Source organism: Pseudomonas wadenswilerensis (assembly GCF_024749185.1).
GTDB classification, from domain to species: domain Bacteria; phylum Pseudomonadota; class Gammaproteobacteria; order Pseudomonadales; family Pseudomonadaceae; genus Aquipseudomonas; species Aquipseudomonas wadenswilerensis.
This window is the reverse complement of sequence record NZ_CP087191.1, coordinates 4103544-4120731: the sequence shown is the minus strand read 5'-3', so window position 1 is coordinate 4120731 and position 17188 is coordinate 4103544. Positions and strand designations below refer to the sequence as shown.

At 62.5% G+C, this 17188-nt stretch carries 14 protein-coding genes and 4 tRNA genes; 16 read left to right on the top strand and 2 right to left on the bottom strand.

The window, feature by feature from the left end:
- Nucleotides 1-49 precede the first annotated feature (49 nt).
- The 10 genes from gltX (at nt 50) to LOY45_RS18775 (ending at nt 5947) form a co-directional block, all read left to right on the top strand.
- Complete coding sequence (gene gltX / locus LOY45_RS18820; protein WP_258578164.1) at nt 50-1531, top strand: glutamate--tRNA ligase; 1482 nt, start codon at nt 50-52, stop codon at nt 1529-1531.
- Nucleotides 1532-1833: 302 nt separating this feature from the next.
- Nucleotides 1834-1909: transfer RNA gene (locus LOY45_RS18815), tRNA-Ala, on the top strand.
- A 79-nt stretch (nt 1910-1988) separates the two neighbouring features.
- Nucleotides 1989-2064: transfer RNA gene (locus LOY45_RS18810), tRNA-Glu, on the top strand.
- A gap of 53 nt (nt 2065-2117) precedes the next feature.
- Nucleotides 2118-2193, top strand: a tRNA-Ala gene (locus tag LOY45_RS18805).
- 44 nt (nt 2194-2237) lie between these two features.
- Nucleotides 2238-2313, top strand: a tRNA-Glu gene (locus tag LOY45_RS18800).
- A gap of 176 nt (nt 2314-2489) precedes the next feature.
- Nucleotides 2490-3029: a TetR/AcrR family transcriptional regulator gene (locus LOY45_RS18795; protein ID WP_115085943.1), complete on the top strand. Its 540-nt coding sequence runs from the start codon at nt 2490-2492 to the stop codon at nt 3027-3029.
- A 28-nt stretch (nt 3030-3057) separates the two neighbouring features.
- On the top strand, nt 3058-3891 hold the full coding sequence (locus LOY45_RS18790) for an alpha/beta fold hydrolase (protein WP_038994175.1): 834 nt from the start codon (nt 3058-3060) through the stop codon (nt 3889-3891).
- A 44-nt stretch (nt 3892-3935) separates the two neighbouring features.
- Complete coding sequence (locus tag LOY45_RS18785) at nt 3936-4376, top strand: acyl-CoA thioesterase (RefSeq protein WP_036996474.1); 441 nt, start codon at nt 3936-3938, stop codon at nt 4374-4376.
- A 49-nt stretch (nt 4377-4425) separates the two neighbouring features.
- Nucleotides 4426-5385 carry a tRNA dihydrouridine synthase gene (locus tag LOY45_RS18780; protein ID WP_115085944.1) on the top strand — a complete coding sequence of 320 codons (960 nt, stop codon included), beginning with the start codon at nt 4426-4428 and terminating at the stop codon, nt 5383-5385.
- Between the two features lie 115 nt (nt 5386-5500).
- On the top strand, nt 5501-5947 hold the full coding sequence (locus LOY45_RS18775; protein ID WP_010223248.1) for an Hsp20 family protein: 447 nt from the start codon (nt 5501-5503) through the stop codon (nt 5945-5947).
- A 316-nt stretch (nt 5948-6263) separates the two neighbouring features.
- Here LOY45_RS18775 and LOY45_RS18770 read toward each other — a convergent pair whose 3' ends face one another.
- Nucleotides 6264-9560, bottom strand: a complete 3297-nt coding sequence (locus tag LOY45_RS18770; RefSeq protein WP_115085978.1) for a sensor domain-containing protein — start codon at nt 9558-9560, stop codon at nt 6264-6266.
- Nucleotides 9561-9621: 61 nt separating this feature from the next.
- A complete protein-coding gene (locus LOY45_RS18765; RefSeq protein WP_258578163.1) occupies nt 9622-10506 on the bottom strand; it encodes a LysR family transcriptional regulator in 885 nt (294 codons plus the stop codon).
- A gap of 130 nt (nt 10507-10636) precedes the next feature.
- Between LOY45_RS18765 and leuC the strand changes: the two genes are divergently transcribed.
- From leuC to LOY45_RS18735, 6 genes are all read left to right on the top strand, one after another.
- Nucleotides 10637-12070 carry a 3-isopropylmalate dehydratase large subunit gene (gene leuC, locus LOY45_RS18760; protein WP_115085980.1) on the top strand — a complete coding sequence of 478 codons (1434 nt, stop codon included), beginning with the start codon at nt 10637-10639 and terminating at the stop codon, nt 12068-12070.
- Nucleotides 12067-12711, top strand: a complete 645-nt coding sequence (gene leuD / locus LOY45_RS18755; RefSeq protein WP_115085981.1) for a 3-isopropylmalate dehydratase small subunit — start codon at nt 12067-12069, stop codon at nt 12709-12711. The genes leuC and leuD overlap by 4 nt, the downstream gene beginning before the upstream one ends.
- A gap of 106 nt (nt 12712-12817) precedes the next feature.
- Nucleotides 12818-13582: a class I SAM-dependent methyltransferase gene (locus LOY45_RS18750; protein WP_258578162.1), complete on the top strand. Its 765-nt coding sequence runs from the start codon at nt 12818-12820 to the stop codon at nt 13580-13582.
- 53 nt (nt 13583-13635) lie between these two features.
- The gene (leuB, locus tag LOY45_RS18745; RefSeq protein WP_115085983.1) at nt 13636-14718 is read left to right on the top strand and encodes a 3-isopropylmalate dehydrogenase; all 1083 of its coding nucleotides are present in this window, start codon (nt 13636-13638) and stop codon (nt 14716-14718) included.
- 68 nt (nt 14719-14786) lie between these two features.
- On the top strand, nt 14787-15899 hold the full coding sequence (gene asd / locus LOY45_RS18740; protein ID WP_010223256.1) for an aspartate-semialdehyde dehydrogenase: 1113 nt from the start codon (nt 14787-14789) through the stop codon (nt 15897-15899).
- A 234-nt stretch (nt 15900-16133) separates the two neighbouring features.
- Nucleotides 16134-17144 (top strand): aspartate-semialdehyde dehydrogenase, encoded by a 1011-nt coding sequence (locus LOY45_RS18735; RefSeq protein WP_258578161.1) that lies wholly within the window; start codon nt 16134-16136, stop codon nt 17142-17144.
- The last annotated feature ends 44 nt before the right edge of the window (nt 17145-17188 follow it).

Genomic DNA, 17188 nt, shown 5'->3' with positions numbered 1-17188 from the left:
CTCCCTGTTAACATCCAGCCTTTGTTTCATCTCTAGTTCGAGACTGTCCATGACCACCGTTCGCACGCGTATCGCGCCTTCGCCTACTGGCGATCCCCACGTCGGCACCGCTTACATCGCCTTGTTCAACTACTGCTTTGCCAAGCAGCACGGCGGCGAGTTCATCCTGCGTATCGAAGATACCGACCAGCTGCGCTCGACCCGCGAGTCGGAACAGCAGATCTTCGACGCCCTGCGCTGGCTCGGTATCGAGTGGAGCGAAGGTCCGGACGTCGGCGGCCCGCACGGCCCTTACCGGCAGAGCGAGCGGGGCGATATCTACAAGCAGTATGTCCAGCAGCTGGTCGACCTCGGTCACGCCTTCCCGTGCTTCTGCACCGCCGAAGAGCTGGACCAGATGCGTGCCGAACAGATGGCCCGTGGCGAAACCCCACGCTACGACGGTCGCGCCTTGCTGCTGTCGGCTGAAGAAGTACAGCGCCGCCTGGCCGCTGGCGAGCCGCACGTGATCCGCATGAAAGTGCCGAGCGAAGGCGTCTGCGTGGTCCCGGACATGCTCCGTGGCGACGTCGAGATCCCGTGGGACCGCATGGACATGCAGGTCTTGATGAAGACCGACGGCCTGCCGACCTACTTCCTGGCCAACGTCGTCGATGACCATCTGATGGGCATCACCCATGTGCTGCGCGGCGAAGAGTGGCTACCGTCGGCGCCCAAGCTGATCAAGCTGTACGAGTACTTCGGCTGGGAACAACCGACCCTGTGCTACATGCCGCTGCTGCGTAACCCGGACAAGAGCAAGCTGTCCAAGCGCAAGAACCCGACCTCGGTGACCTTCTACGAGCGCATGGGTTTCATGCCGGAAGCCATGCTCAACTACCTGGGCCGCATGGGCTGGTCGATGCCGGACGAGCGCGAGAAGTTCTCCCTGGCCGAGATGGTCGAGCACTTCGACCTGTCGCGCGTTTCCCTCGGCGGACCGATCTTCGATATCGAGAAGCTGTCGTGGCTCAACGGCCAGTGGCTGCGCGAGCTGCCGGTGGAAGAGTTCGCTGCACGCCTGCAGAATTGGGCATTCAACAGCGACTACATGATGCAGATCGCGCCGCATGTGCAGGGCAGGGTAGAGACCTTCAGCCAGGTCGTACCGTTGGGGGGCTTCTTCTTTGAGGGTGGCCTCAAGCTCGATGCCAAGCTGTTCGAAAGCAAGAAGCTTTCGGCCGACCAGGTGCGCCAGGTCATCCAGCTGATCCTGTGGAAGCTCGAAAGCCTGCGTCAGTGGGAAAAAGACCGCATCACCGGATGCATCCAGGCGGTGGTCGAAGCCCTGGAGCTGAAGTTGCGTGATGCCATGCCGCTGATGTTTGCTGCGATTACCGGCCAGGCCAGCTCGGTCTCGGTGCTCGATGCCATGGAAATCCTTGGCCCGGACCTGACCCGCTACCGCCTGCGCCAGGCCCTGGACCTGCTCGGTGGTGTGTCGAAGAAAGAAAACAAGGAGTGGGAAAAGCTCTTGGGCACCATCGCCTGATTGCTTTCCTTCCCCTGTGGGAGCCGGCCTTGCCGGCGATGGCATCAGCGCGGTGCTCGTGATTGCGCGGTGTCTGCATCGCCGGCAAGGCCGGCTCTCATGGGGTTTCACCCCAGTAAAATCGGGGTGTTTCCCGGTTCTGGGCGGTAAGTGTTTGTTATCTCGGAAATTTTTTTTGAATTTTGTTGAAAATATATTTGACAGGTTCGCCATCCGATCTTAATATGCGCCCCGTCCACAGCGATGAACGAAAACGAAACGCGAAGCACCCAGCCAAGCGGTTCAGTTCAAAGCGACATTGTGGGGCTATAGCTCAGCTGGGAGAGCGCCTGCATGGCATGCAGGAGGTCAGCGGTTCGATCCCGCTTAGCTCCACCAAATTCCGATTCGTAGTCAGCTAGACTGACTGCGAAATCAACCGGGTTCCAGCGACCGGGTTGGTAAGGTAAGAAGGTTCGTCCCCTTCGTCTAGTGGCCTAGGACACCGCCCTTTCACGGCGGTAACAGGGGTTCGAGTCCCCTAGGGGACGCCAGTTTTACACAAGCGACATCGAAAGAAGTCGCTGGGCCGCGAGGCTAGAAATCTGGGGCTATAGCTCAGCTGGGAGAGCGCCTGCATGGCATGCAGGAGGTCAGCGGTTCGATCCCGCTTAGCTCCACCAATTTTGCCAGGATTCGTGAAAACGGATCTGCACGAAGGTTACAAGTCCCCTTCGTCTAGTGGCCTAGGACACCGCCCTTTCACGGCGGTAACAGGGGTTCGAGTCCCCTAGGGGACGCCATTTTACCCACTTTGTGGGATTTCAAGGCTCATTCGATTATTGAATGAGCCTTTTGTTTTTGTCTCGAAAAAAACCTTTCCCATCCCTTCCTTGCCTGACGCGACAAGCGGCAGCATTTTCTGCTTGCCAAAAATATTATGAGAATAATATTCTAGCCATAATATTTGGAGGCAAGCATGAACGACAAAAAGGCGAAAACCCGCGAACGGATTCTTGATGCGGCCTGCAGTGCGCTGATCCAGCACGGTCCGGCCGAGCCTAGCGTCAATCAGGTGATGGGCGCGGCCGGCCTTACCGTCGGTGGCTTCTACGCCCATTTCGACAGCAAGGACGCGCTGATGCTCGAAGCGTTTCGCCAGTTGCTGGGCGAGCGTCGGGCATTGCTCGCCGAAGTCGACCCGAACATGACGGGTGAAGAGCGTCGTGCCCTGGTTGCCGCCTTCTATCTTTCCCGCAAGCACCGCGACGCCACCGAGCGCGCCTGCCCGCTGCCCACCTCGCTGGGCGAACTGGCGCGCCTGCCGGAGGCCTTCCGTGAGGTGCTGGCCGAACACATCGAACTGATGATGGCCAATCTCGCCGACAGCCCCGAAGACGCCGACAAGGTCCTGGCCGACATGGCCCTGATGATCGGTGGCCTGGCCCTGGCCCGGGCCCTGGGCACTGACGAGCTGTCTGACCGCATTCTGCGCGCCGCCAAATCGGCGGTTGTCTGAACCACGCGATATCCACCGGAGCGAAGCGATGAATACCTTGAGCTGGATTCGTAGCGTTAACGGCACCCTCGGGCATTTGGCGCCAGAGCATGTCGCGCGCAAGATGCGCCGCGCCTTCATGACCCCGCGCAACCGGCCGCCGCGGGACTGGGAACTGCCGCTGCTGGCCCGCGCCGAGCGCATCACCTTGCGTTTCGGCCTCTCGGCACTGCGCTGGGGCCAAGGCCCGACCGTACTGCTGATGCACGGTTGGGAAGGGCGCCCGACCCAGTTCGCCCACCTGATCGACAGCCTGGTCGACGCCGGTTACACCGCCGTGGCCCTGGAAGGCCCGGCCCATGGCCACTCACCGGGCAACGAAGCCAACGTGGTGCTGTTCGCCCGTGCCTTGCTGGAAGCCGCCGCCGAACTGCCGCCGCTCAAGGCCGTGGTTGGCCATTCCATGGGTGGCGCCAGCATGCTCCTGGCCTTGCAGTGGGGTCTGCGCGCCGAAGTGGCGGTGAGCATCGCCGCACCGGCGCAGTTGCTTGGCGTTATCCGCGGTTTCGCTCGCCACCTGGGCATGCCGGCGCGGGCGCGGGCGGCGTTCATCCGTCAGATTGAACGCGATGTCGGCGTGCAGATTTCCCGCCTGGATGTCAGCGGCTACCAACTGGAGCTGCCCGGCTTGATCGTGCATGCCGAGGACGACCAACTGGTCCCGGTAGACGAATCAGACGCTATCCACCGTGCCTGGTTCGACAGCCGCCTGCTGCGCCTGCCCGACGGCGGCCATCTGCGGGTGCTGGCCGACCCGCAACTGCGCGAAGGGGTGCTGGCACTGCTGCAACGCAGCAGTTCACCGGCGCGGCAATCGGCCTGAGCATCCGGTACACTCTGCCCGTTCACCACGGATCTGGAGCGGGCATGAGTTGGGACCTGGCAACACCGTTCATCATCGACCTGCGGGTCGCTGCCGACGACATCGACGGCCTCGGCCACGCCAACAACGCGGTTTACGTCACCTGGCTGGAGCGCTGCGCCTGGCGCCACTCCCAGCGCCTGGGCCTGGACCTGGCCGAGTACCGGCGCCTGGACCGGGCCATGGCCGTGGTCCGCCACGAAATTGACTACCTGGCCGCTGCCTACGAAGACGACGAGTTGCAACTGGCAACCTGGATCGTCGACTGGGACCAGCGGCTGAAAATGACCCGGCGCTTCCAGCTGGTTCGTCCCAGCGACGGCACCACCTTGCTGCGTGCGCAAACCACCTTCGTCTGCATCGAGTTATCCACAGGGCGGCCCAAGCGCATGCCGGGTGAGTTCATCGACGGCTATGGGCCGGCGCTGATGGCCGGAGCGCTGTAGGCCGCGGATTTTGCTAGACTGCCGGCCTTTTCCAGCCGAGATGCAACCCATGCAAATTGCCCTGGCCCCGATGGAGGGGCTGGTCGACGACATTCTTCGCGACGTACTGACCCAGGTGGGCGGCATCGACTGGTGTGTCACCGAGTTCATTCGGGTCTGCGACCGCTTGTTGCCGGCGGCCACCTTCGAAAAGCTCGCGCCGGAGCTGAGCCAGGGCGCCCAGACCGCTGCCGGAGTGCCGTTACGTGTGCAATTGCTGGGCTCCGACCCGGTGTGCCTGGCCGAAAACGCGGTGCTGGCCTGTGAACTGGGCGCGCCGGTGATCGACCTCAACTTCGGCTGCCCGGCCAAGACCGTGAACAAGTCGCGTGGCGGTGCGGTGCTGCTCAAAGAGCCTGAGTTGCTGCACGCCATCTTGCGAGAAGTGCGTCGCGCAGTTCCTGCGCATATCCCGGTGACGGCCAAGATGCGCCTGGGCTTCGACAGCCCCGACGGCGCCCTGGACTGCGCCCTGGCCCTGGCCGAAGGTGGCGCCGAGCAATTGGTGGTGCACGCGCGAACCAAGGTCGACGGCTACAAGCCGCCCGCCCATTGGGAGTGGGTGGCGCGGGTGCAGGACGTGGTCAAGGTGCCGGTGTATGCCAACGGCGAGGTCTGGACCCTGGAAGACTGGCGGCGTTGCCGCGAAGTCAGCGGCGTCGAAGACATCATGCTGGGGCGTGGCCTGGTTTCGCGCCCGGACCTTGCCCGGCAGATTGCCGCCGAACGCGATGGCGTCGAGTTCGTGCCCATGGACTGGCAGAGCCTGCTGCCGCTGATCCAGGACTTCTGGGGCCAGGCCCGGGCGCAGATGACCCCGCGCCAGGCGCCGGGGCGCTTGAAGCAATGGGTGGCGATGCTGACCCGCACCTACCCCGAGGCGGTGGCGCTGTTCACCGAATTGCGTCGGGAAACCGACTGCGATCGGGTCGGGCAGTTGATCGGTGTGCCAGTCAGCGAGGCGGCCTGAAAAAATTTTCGCAGGGTTGCTTGAAAAGCAGGCGAGGGTCCTTATCTAGGGAGTACGCGATGCCGAAGTCGGGTCGCGCTACTACACAACCTCGCTGATTTTCAGGAGATGCATCATGACTACTGCTTTTTCTCTGGCTCCACTGTTCCGTCATTCCGTGGGTTTCGACCGTTTCAATGACCTGTTCGAATCTGCGGCGCGTAATGAGGCGGGTAGCAGCTACCCTCCCTACAACGTTGAAAAACATGGCGATGACCACTATCGAATCGTCGTTGCTGCGGCAGGTTTCCAGGAGCAGGATCTGGACCTGCAGGTGGAAAAAGGCGTCTTGACCGTGACTGGCGGCAAGCGTGACAGCAACGCTGAAAGCGTTACCTATCTGCATCAGGGCATTGCCCAGCGGGCGTTCAAGTTGTCGTTCCGGTTGGCTGACCATATCGAGGTCAAGGCGGCTGGTCTGGCTAATGGGCTGCTCAGCATCGATCTGCTGAGGATTGTGCCGGAAGAGGCCAAGGCCAAGCGGATTCCGATCAATGGGGATGGCAAGCCTGCTCTGAATTGATTGGTTGATGTTGATGAGGGCACCTTCGGGTGCCCTTTTTTATTGTCTTTGGTTTTTGGTGATTATCCGTTGGCGAGGGTGGTGCTGAGTCAGGGACGGGGGATCAAGATCGAGAACGCAATCCTGTGGGAGCTGGCCTTGCCAGCGATCGAGTGCGCAGCGCTCGTAATCCAGGCTGTTGCGAATGGGTTGGCTGCACCGGCCTCATCGCCGGCAAGGCCGGCTCCCACAGTAGGTCGGTGTACTCTGAACCTGTGCTGGCTTGATCCGCGATGCGATTTGCCCGGCAGGACGCCATCGCGCTCCTTTGTTTGCTTCAGTAGCCCGCCGGCGCCTCAAGCAACATTGCCCGAAACTCCCCCAGCGGCAACGGCCGGCTATGCAGGTACCCCTGGTACAAATAGCACCCCAGTCGCTCAAGAAACTCCAGCTGCTCCGACAACTCCACCCCTTCGGCGATCACCGTCAGGTCCAGGCTGCGGGCCATGGCGACGATGGCGCGGACGATTTCGGCGTCGTTGGGGTCTATCGGGGCATCGCGGACGAATGATTGGTCGATCTTCAGGGCATCCACCGGCAGGCGTTTGAGGTAGGTCAGCGAGGAGTAACCGGTACCAAAATCATCCATGGCAAAGCTCACTCCATAGGCCTTGAGCTCGCGCATTTTGCTGATGGTGTCTTCCAGGTTCTGGATGACGATGCCTTCGGTGATTTCCAGCTTGAGGATCTTGTGCGGCAGGCGGAAGTCGTCGAGGCTGCGCATCACCCGTTCGACGAAGTCGTTCTGGCGGAACTGCCGTGGGCTGATGTTCACGCACAGGCTGAAGTCGTCCGGGTCGATCAGGCCGTCGCGCAGCATGCCGGCACAGGCATCGCAGGCTTCGTCGAGGATCCAGCTGCCAACTTCCAGTATCAGCCCGCTTTCTTCCAGCACCTGGATGAACTGCGCCGGCGGCTGCTGGCCCAGTTGCGGGTGGTGCCAGCGCAACAGCACTTCGGCACCGACGATGCGGTTGTCGCGGGCGTCGACCTGGGGCTGGAAGTGCAGGGCGAGTTCGCCGCGGGCCAGGGCCAGGCGCAGGTCGTTTTCCATGCGCAAACGCTCGCTGGCGGCCTTTTGCATGGTGGTGTGGAACATTTGCGTGGTGTTGCGCCCGGAATCCTTGGCCCGATACAGGGCGATATCCGCACGTTTGAGCAGGTCTGCCGGGGTCGAGCCGTGGTCGGGGATCAGCGCCACGCCGATGCTCGGCGTCACCTGCAGGCGCTGGCCGTCGAGGGACATGGGCTCGGCCAGCAGTTCGCGCAGGGTATCGGCCAGTTCGCGGACTTTCTCCGTGACTTCCTCGCGGCTGCCTTCCAGGCCGCTGAGCAGCACCACGAACTCGTCACCACCCAGGCGCGCGACGGTGTCTTCCAGGCGTACGCTGGCTTCCAGGCGCGCGGTGATGATCTTCAGCACCGTGTCCCCGACTGGATGGCCGAGGGAATCGTTGATGTGCTTGAAGTGATCGAGGTCGAGAAACAGCAGGGCGCCACGCAGGTTATGGCGCTTGAGCAGGGCGATCTGCTGACTCAGGCGGTCCATCAGCAGGGCGCGGTTGGGCAGGTTGGTCAGCGGGTCGTGGTAGGCCAGGTGGCGGATCTGCGCCTGGGCGTTCTTCAACTGGCTGACATCGCGGGCAGTGAGCAGCAGGCACTCGGTTTCATTGAGGTTGATTGGCTCGATCGACACCTCGACGGTCAGGATGTCGCCACGCTTGTTGCGCCCGAGCATTTCCCGGTGATGCACGCGGCCTTTTTCCTGGAACTCGCTGAGCAGCGCCGCGCGCTGTTTGTCGTCGGCCCAGATGCCAATGTCGTGCACGGTCTGGCCGATCACTTCGGCGGCGCTGTAGCCGGTCAGGCGGCAGAAGCCGTCGTTGACTTCCAGGTAGCGGCCGCTGTCGCGCTCGGTGATGGTGATGGCGTCAGGGCTGGAATGGAACGCCTTGGCGAACTTTTCTTCGCTGGCCTTGAGCGCCGCTTCGGCACGCTGCTGCTGGGTGATGTCGCGCAGGGTGGTGACGCTGCAGGGGTGGTCGTCGACCTTGATCAGGCGACTGGATATCACGCAGGTCAGTGGCTGGCCGTCCTTGTGGTTGACCACCACGGCGACGTTGTTCAGCGCCTGGTCGCGGATCACCCGTTCAATGCGCCGGGCGCGTTCGGCGGACTCGGCCCACAGGCCGATCTCTTCGGCGGTGTTGCCCAGCACCTGCTCGGCGCTCCAGCCAAACACCTGGGTAAAGGCCGGGTTGATCTCGATGAACTGGCCGCTGTCCTGGCGGGTCACGCAGATCGGGTCGGGGCTGGCCTGGAACAGGCTGGCGAACTTTTCTTCGGAGCTGGTCAGGCGTTGTTCGCGCTCGACCTGTTCGGTGATGTCCAGCAGGGTGCCGGCCATGCGCAGCGGGTTGCCCTGTTCGTCGCGGTACAGCCGCGCGCGGCTTTCGATGTAGCGCGAGGTACCGTCTTCGAGCTGGATGCGGTAGGTGATCTGGTAGTTGCCGGCCGGGCCTTCGCGCAGGCTGCGATAGGCCTGGCGCATAGTGCTGCGTTCCATTTCCGGCACGCCTTCGAAAAACGCCTCGAAGGATTCGTGAAAGGGTGCTGGCTCAAGGCCGTGCAACTCGGCCGCACGCGCCGAGCCGTAAAGCATGCCGCTGGGGATGTGCCAGTCCCAGGTGCCCAGTTGCGCTGAGTCCAGGGCCAGGTCCAGGCGTTCCTGGCTGTCCTTGAGCGCCTGTTCGGCGTGTTTGCGCTCGCTGGTGTCGACGAAGGTGCTGAGCAGGTAGGCGGTGCCTTCCAGTTCGATGTTCTGGGTACAGAGGATGCCGTCGTGAATTTCGCCGCTGCTGCCGCGAAACTGCACTTCGAGGGTCACCGGGCCGCTGGTGCCGCTGGTCGCCGCCAGCACCTGGTTACGTTGCTGCGGATGGACCCACAGGCCCAGCTCCAGGGTGCTCTTGTTGATGATCTGGTGGCCGGGCCAGCCAAGGATGTTCTCGAAGTGCTGGTTGACCTCATAGATCATGCCGTCGGCGCGGCGGGTCAGCAGGATGACGTTGGGGCTCAGGTGGAAGAGGGTGGCAAAGCGCTTTTCCGAGTTGATCAGCGCCGCTTCCCGTTCGCGCTGGCGGGTGATCTCGCGGATCACCCCGACCATCTGTCGCCGGCCGTTGCGGTCCTGGGTCATGCTGCCGTTGATTTCCAGCCAGTGCAGGCTGCCGTCGGGCCAGCGGATGCGATGGCGCAGGGCCTGTTCGACCGGCTCGCCGTTTATCACTGCGTGAAACGCTTGCAGGGCGCGGGGGCGGTCTTCGATGGGTACCAGTTCGAGGTAGTCCAGGTCATTGGGCAACGGCTGGTGCGGATCAAAGCCAAACAGTGCCTGGGTACCGCGCGACCAGCTGATCTGCCCGGTCTCGACATCCCAGAACCAGGCGCCCAGGCGCGCACCGTTGAGCGCCGCCAGCAGTTGCGGGGCGTTTTCCCAGGTTTGCTCCGACTCCTGGGGGTCCGCCGCATGGATTCGGGGCATGCGCGGAAAACGGTTTACTGATTTGGGCATCGATACCAGACCTTTGGCAGATAACGCGTCCTTGAGCGGGCAGGTTTGCCCGGGTGCTACCTCATTGGTTCAAGGGGCTTGCATGGCTGTCGAGCAATGCCATAAAGGCCCTGGCGGCATTCGACAGCGTTCGTTCGGTGTGCAGAATGTAGCCTAGCTGGCGCGACAGCTGTATGCCCGGCAAGTCGATGGGCGCAACCTGCTCATCGAGCATAGTACGTGGCAGCACGCTCCATGCCAGGCCGATGGAGACCATCATCTTGATGGTTTCCAGATAGTTGGTGCTCATGGCGATGTTCGGCGTCAGGCCCTGGGCTTCGAACAGGCGCTGAACAATATGATGTGTGAAGGTGTTACCGCCGGGGAAAACCGCCGGATGGTGGGCGATGTCTGCCAGGCTGACCGCGCCTTTGCGTGCCAGTGGGTGTTCGGGGGCGGCGACGAAATCCAGGGGGTCGTCCCACACCGGTACGGCGCGCACCAGATGATGCGGCTCCGGAGCCAGAGTGATTACGGCGATTTCCGCTCGGCCATGGAGGATTTCTTCGTAGGCTACTTCTGAATCGAGAAACTGGATGTCCAGGGCCACGGCCGGGTACTGGCGGGTAAACGCCCTTAATAGTGGCGGCAGGCGGTGCAGGCCGATGTGATGACTGGTGGCCAGGGTCAGGCGCCCGCTGACTTCACCGGTGAGGTTGGTCAGGGCCCGGCGGGTGTCGTCCAGTACATTGAGGATCTGGTAGGCACGCGGCAGCAGGGCGCGTCCGGCCTCGGTCAGGTTGACCTCGCGGCCCAGGCGGTCGAACAGACGCACATCCAGTTGCTGCTCAAGGCCGGCGATGCGTTTGCTGATTGCAGGTTGGGTCAGGTGCAGGCGTTCGCCAGCCCCGGAAAAGCTGCCGGTCTCGGCAATTGCAATAAAGGCATTGAGATTGGCCAGATCCACTACTCGAATTCCTTTTGGTTATCCAAAGCATAAAAATTATGAATTTGAGTTATTCAATCTACCGGCATAGCATCGCCCGTACAAGCCAAGGGGTTATTGGCATAGAAAGACGCTGATGAGGAACAGTCTGATGGCCGGCAAAACGCTTTACGACAAGCTCTGGGATTCGCATTTGGTCAAGCAGCGCGACGATGGTTCGGCGCTGATCTACATCGACCGTCACATCATCCACGAAGTGACGTCGCCGCAAGCCTTCGAAGGCCTGCGCCTGGCCAATCGCAAACCCTGGCGCATCGATGCCAACATCGCCACGCCTGATCACAACGTGCCGACCACTCCGGAGCGCAAGGGCGGTATCGACGCCATTGTCGACCAGGTCTCGCGTTTGCAGGTTCAGACCCTCGATGAAAACTGCGACGAGTATGGCATCGTCGAATTCAAGATGAATGACGTGCGTCAGGGCATCGTCCACGTCATCGGCCCGGAGCAGGGTGCGACCTTGCCCGGCATGACCGTGGTCTGCGGCGACTCGCATACCTCGACCCACGGTGCCTTCGGCGCCCTGGCCCACGGTATCGGCACCTCCGAGGTAGAGCACGTGCTCGCTACCCAGTGCCTGGTGGCCAAGAAGATGAAGAACATGCTGGTGCGCGTCGAAGGCAAACTGCCGTTCGGCGTCACTGCCAAGGACATCGTCCTCGCCGTGATCGGCAAGATCGGCACCGCTGGCGGCAACGGCCATGCCATGGAATTCGCTGGCAGCGCCATTCGCGAGTTGTCGGTCGAAGGCCGCATGACCATCTGCAACATGTCCATCGAAGCCGGTGCCCGGGTTGGCCTGGTGGCCACCGATGAAAAAACCGTCGAGTACGTCAAGGGCCGCCCTTACGCGCCGAAAGGCGAGCAGTGGGCACAAGCGGTCGAAACCTGGAAAGACCTGGTGTCCGATGCCGATGCGGTGTTCGACACGGTGATCGAGCTGGACGCCGCGCAGATCAAGCCGCAGGTCAGCTGGGGCACTTCGCCGGAAATGGTCCTGGCGGTTGACCAGCGTGTCCCGGACCCGGCTGCCGAAGCCGACCTGGTCAAGCGTGGTTCCATCGAACGCGCCTTGAAGTACATGGGCTTGAGCGCCAACCAGGCGATCACCGACATCCAGCTTGACCGGGTGTTCATCGGCTCCTGCACCAACTCGCGCATCGAAGACCTGCGCGCCGCCGCCGAAATCGCCAAGGGCCGCAAGGTTGCCGCGACCATCAAACAGGCGATCGTGGTGCCGGGCTCGGGTCTGGTCAAAGCCCAGGCCGAAAAAGAAGGCCTGGACAAGATTTTCCTCGAAGCGGGCTTTGAGTGGCGTGAACCGGGTTGCTCGATGTGCCTGGCGATGAACCCCGACCGCCTGGAGAGTGGCGAGCATTGCGCCTCCACCTCCAACCGCAACTTTGAAGGGCGTCAGGGCGCCGGTGGCCGTACCCACCTGGTGAGCCCGGCCATGGCCGCCGCCGCTGCCGTTACTGGTCGTTTTGTCGATGTACGTGAGTTGATCCAAGGGAGCGCAGCATGAAAGCCTTTACCCAGCACACCGGCCTTGTCGCGCCATTGGACCGTGCCAACGTCGACACCGACCAGATCATTCCCAAGCAGTTTTTGAAGTCGATCAAGCGCACGGGCTTTGGCCCCAACCTGTTCGATGAGTGGCGCTACCTGGATGTCGGCCAGCCGTATCAGGACAACAGCAAGCGCCCGCAGAACCCGGATTTTGTCTTGAACCATGCGCGTTACCAGGGTGCCAGTGTATTGCTCGCCCGTGAGAACTTCGGTTGCGGTTCGAGCCGCGAGCATGCGCCCTGGGCCCTGGAAGAATACGGCTTTCGCAGCATCATCGCGCCGAGCTATGCCGACATCTTCTTCAACAACAGCTTCAAGAACGGCTTGTTGCCGATCATCCTCAGCGAGCAAGAGGTCGATGAGCTGTTCAAGCAGGTCGAAGCCGAGCCTGGCTACCAGTTGAACGTGGACTTGCAGGCGCAGACCGTGACCCGTCCTGACGGCAAGGTGCTGAGCTTCGAGATCGACGCGTTTCGCAAGCACTGCCTGCTCAACGGCCTGGATGACATCGGCCTGACTTTGCAGGATGGCGAGGCGATTGCCGCGTTTGAAGCCAAGCATCGGGCTAGCCAGCCTTGGTTATTTCGTGACGTCTGACTAATACGGTGAACCGGCTGACGCCATCGCCGGCAAGACCGGCTCCCACAGGTGCTCAGCCTGTGTGGGAGCTGGCTTGCCAGCGATAAGGCCCAAGGAGATGCAGATGACCAGCACCACCCATAAGGACGTCGTCCAGCGCCAGTTCGGCGAGCAGGCCAGCGCTTACCTGAGCAGCGCCGTGCATGCCCAGGGCAGTGAATTTGCCTTGTTGCAGGCAGAGCTTGCCGGGCAAGGCCGCGCACGCCTGCTGGACCTTGGCTGTGGCGCCGGCCATGTGAGTTTCCACGTTGCCCCGCTGGTGCGTGAAGTGGTGGCCTACGACCTGTCGCAGCAGATGCTCGACGTGGTCGCCGCGGCTGCCGCCGAGCGCAGGTTCGAGAACATTGTCACCGAGCGTGGCGCCGCCGAGCGGCTGCCGTTCGCCGATGCTTCGTTCGATTTCGTCTTCAGCCGCTACTCGGCGCACCACTGGAGCGACCTGGGCCTGGCGCTTCGGGAGGTGAAGCGGGTGCTCAAGCCGGGTGGTGTGGCGGCCTTCATCGACGTGATGTCGCCGGGCAGCCCGTTGCTCGACACCTACCTGCAGAGCGTCGAGGTGCTGCGCGACACCAGCCATGTGCGCGATTATTCGGCCAGCGAATGGCTGCAGCAGGTCAGCGAAGCCGGCCTCTTCACCCGCAGCCACAGCCGCCAGCGCCTGCGCCTGGAGTACAGCTCCTGGGTCGAGCGCATGCGCACCCCCGAAGTGATGCGCGGCGCCATCCGCCAATTGCAGCAGGCGATGGGCGAAGAAGTACGGCAGTATTACCAGATTGAAGCCGACGGCTCGTTCAGCACCGATGTCGTGGTGCTTTGGGCCGAACGCTAGGTTTTTTCCGGCAGGCCAACAGGGCGTGCCGCTTGAATTGAATAGAGGAAAGCATGAGCAAGCAGATTCTGATTCTTCCAGGTGATGGCATTGGTCCGGAAATCATGGCCGAGGCGGTCAAGGTTCTGGAACTGGCCAACGACAAGTTCCAGCTCGGCTTCAGCCTGGAGCACGATGTGATCGGTGGCGCCGCCATCGACAAGCACGGCGTGCCGCTGGCCGACGAGACCCTGGAACGTGCACGCAAGGCCGACGCCGTGCTGCTCGGCGCCGTTGGCGGGCCGAAATGGGACAAGATCGAGCGCGACATTCGCCCCGAGCGCGGCCTGCTGAAGATCCGTTCGCAACTGGGCCTGTTCGCCAACCTGCGCCCGGCGATCCTCTACCCGCAACTGGCCGACGCTTCGTCGCTGAAACCGGAAATCGTCGCCGGCCTGGATATCCTCATCGTTCGCGAACTGACCGGCGGCATCTACTTCGGCGCGCCACGCGGCACCCGTGAGCTGGCAGGCGGCGAACGTCAGGCCTACGACACCTTGCCATACAGCGAGAGCGAAATCCGCCGTATCGCCCGGGTCGGTTTCGACATGGCCCGCGTGCGCGGCAAGAAGCTCTGCTCGGTCGACAAGGCCAACGTCCTGGCCTCCAGCCAGCTGTGGCGCGAGATCGTCGAGGAAGTGGCCAAGGATTACCCGGACGTCGAGCTCAGCCACATGTACGTCGACAACGCCGCCATGCAACTGGTGCGTGCGCCCAAGCAGTTCGACGTGATGGTCACCGACAACATGTTCGGCGACATCCTGTCGGATGAAGCTTCCATGCTCACCGGCTCCATTGGCATGCTGCCATCAGCGTCGCTGGATGCCGACAACAAGGGCATGTACGAGCCTTGCCACGGCTCGGCACCGGACATCGCCGGCCAGGGCATTGCCAACCCGCTGGCGACCATACTTTCGGTGTCGATGATGCTGCGTTACAGCTTCAACCAGCAGGCGGCAGCCGAAGCCATTGAAAAGGCCGTCAGCCTGGTGTTGGATCAGGGGCTGCGCACCGGCGACATCTGGTCGCACGGTTGCAGCAAGGTAGGTACGCAGGAAATGGGCGACGCAGTAGTCGCAGCGCTGCGGAATCTGTAATCTCTCGGGCCCGCTGCTGTTTTTCCTTGTGAAGCAGCGGCCCACTTTTTAGCAAAGGTGTAGTTGCGATGAAACGTGTAGGTCTGATCGGTTGGCGCGGTATGGTCGGTTCCGTGCTCATGCAGCGGATGCTGGAAGAGCAGGATTTTGATCTTATCGAGCCGGTGTTCTTCACCACCTCCAACGTCGGTGGCCAGGGTCCGGCAGTGGGCAAGGATATTGCTCCGCTCAAGGACGCTTACAGCATTGAAGAGCTCAAGACCCTCGATGTGATCCTGACCTGTCAGGGCGGCGACTACACCAACGAAGTCTTCCCCAAGCTGCGCGAAGCCGGCTGGCAGGGCTACTGGATCGACGCCGCCTCCAGCCTGCGCATGCAGGATGACGCGGTCATCGTCCTCGACCCGGTCAACCGCAAGGTCATCGACCAGCAGCTCGATGCCGGTACCAAGAACTACATCGGCGGCAACTGCACCGTCAGCCTGATGCTGATGGGCCTGGGCGGCCTGTTCGAAGCCGGTCTGGTCGAGTGGATGAGCGCCATGACCTACCAGGCCGCCTCCGGCGCCGGCGCGCAGAACATGCGTGAGCTGATCCGCCAGATGGGCGCCACCCACGCCGCCGTCGCCGATGACCTGGCCAACCCGGCCAGCGCCATCCTCGACATCGACCGCAAGGTCGCCGAGGCCATGCGCAGCGAAGCCTACCCGACCGAGAACTTCGGTGTGCCGCTGGCCGGCAGCCTGATCCCGTGGATCGACAAGGAACTGCCCAACGGCCAGAGCCGTGAAGAGTGGAAGGCCCAGGCCGAGACCAACAAGATCCTCGGCCGCTTCAAGAGCCCGATCCCGGTCGACGGCATCTGCGTGCGCATCGGCGCCATGCGTTGCCACAGCCAGGCGCTGACCATCAAGCTGAACAAGGACGTGCCGATCGCCGACATCGAAGGCATGATCAGCCAGCACAACCCTTGGGTGAAACTGGTGCCGAACCAGCGTGAAATCAGCATGCAGGAGCTGAGCCCGACCAACGTCACCGGTACCCTGAACATCCCGGTCGGTCGTCTGCGCAAGCTGAACATGGGTTCCCAGTACCTGGGCGCCTTCACCGTCGGTGACCAGCTGCTGTGGGGCGCGGCCGAGCCGCTGCGGCGCATGCTGCGGATCCTGCTGGAGCGTTGATCGCTACGCAGCGTTGAACTGAAGCCCGTGCTGGAAACAGCACGGGCTTTTTTGTTGGCCCTCAAAGCATCGCTGGCAAGCCAGCTCCCACAGGGTTCGGTTTGTACAGACCCTTGTGGGAGCTGGCTTGCCAGCGATGGGCTGCATAAGCAGCGCCAGTAGCAGCAGGCACAAGACTGCAAGACGAAATCCAAGTAAAGTGCCGCTCCCGCCGTTCCAGCAGAGGATTTTCCCATGAGCCAGCCTATTGATATCGCCGTCATCGGTGCCACCGGTACTGTCGGTGAAACCCTTGTACAAATTCTGGATGAATGCGATTTCCCGGTCGGCACCCTGCACCTGCTGGCCAGCAACGAATCGGCGGGCAGCGGCGTGATGTTTCGCAGCAAGAGCCTGCGCGTGCGCGAGGTCGACAGCTTCGACTTCAGCAAGGTCAAGCTGGCTTTCTTTGCCGCCGGCCCTGCGGTGACCCGCAGCTTCGCGCCGCGGGCCCAGGCAGTCGATTGTGCGGTGATCGACCTGTCCGGCGGCCTGCCGGCCGAGCAGGCGCCAGCGGTGGTGCCGGAAGCCAACCCGGCAGTGCTCGACGGCCTCAAGGTGCCGCTGCAAGTGAGCAGCCCGAGCGCCGCGGCGATTGCCCTGGCGGTCACCCTGGCGCCGCTCAAAGGCTTGCTGGAACTTGAGCGCATCAACGTCACCGCGTGCCTGGCGGTTTCCGCCCAGGGCCGCGAGGCGGTCAACGAGCTGGCCAGGCAGACCGCCGAACTGCTCAACGCCCGCCCGCTGGAGCCGCGCTTCTTCGACCGGCAGATGGCCTTCAACCTGCTGGCTCAGGTCGGTGCCAGCGATGCCGACGGCCATGGCACCCTGGAGCGCCGCCTGGTCAGCGAGTTGCGCGAAGTGCTTGGCTTGCCTTCACTGAAGATTTCCGTGACCTGCGTTCAAGTCCCGGTGTTTTTCGGCGATAGCTACAGTGTGTCCGTGCAAAGCCGCACGCCGGTCGACCTGGCGGCGGTCAACGCTGCGCTGGAAGCCGCTGACAGCATCGAACTGGTGGAGGAGGGTGATTATCCGACACCGGTGGGTGACGCAGTGGGTCAGGACGTGGTCTATGTTGGACGGGTACGCGGTGGAATCGACGAGGCTGAGCAGCTCAACCTCTGGCTGACCACCGACAATGTGCGCAAAGGCGCGGCCCTGAATGCGGTACAGCTGGCGCAATTGTTGATAAAAGGCCTTGTGTAAAAGATACTTGCCGACAATTTGCCCCACTTGCTCTCGGTTGCCGG